This is a genomic window from Halomonas sp. ND22Bw (assembly GCF_003011945.1).
Lineage (GTDB): Bacteria > Pseudomonadota > Gammaproteobacteria > Pseudomonadales > Halomonadaceae > Halomonas > Halomonas halophila.
Genome location: NZ_PXWD01000195.1, coordinates 1 through 433, shown reverse-complemented (window position 1 = coordinate 433; position 433 = coordinate 1). Strand labels below are relative to the sequence as shown.

Sequence of the window (433 nt, the reverse complement as noted above, 5' to 3'; positions counted from 1 at the left end):
GGCGAACTCGTCCAGATACTCGAACACCCCCGACGCCAGCACGCCGTAGAACAGGCCGCTGACCGCCTGGCCCGCCCGCGTGGTCCAGCCCTTCAGGTCGGTCCCCTCATGGTCGACGTCGAACACCGCCTGCAGCACGCGCCAGCCGACGAAGGCCCACAGGCCCAGGCCCAGCAGCACCAGCCAGACCTTGCCGAACGGCTGTTCCGCCAGCCAGCCCGCCGCCCCGCTGGTCCCCACCGCCTCGCCGATCCGGTCGGTCGCGGCCAGAAGCGTCAGGGCGCCCGCCGACAGATAGACGAAGCCCCGCGCCCCATAGCCGATCCGCGCGGCCCCCTCGATCAGGACGTGCAGGCGGGGCGTGCGGCGCGCCAGGGGCCAGCGGCGGCGAACGGTCCGCCCCAGGTCGGCGGCGACGCGCCTCATGCTCTCG

General features: G+C 74.1%; 1 protein-coding gene. It reads right to left on the bottom strand.

The window, feature by feature from the left end:
* Positions 1–433, bottom strand: a 433-nt coding sequence (locus CVH10_RS17650) for a DUF1206 domain-containing protein (RefSeq protein WP_219924763.1), incomplete at both ends; no start/stop codon positions are given.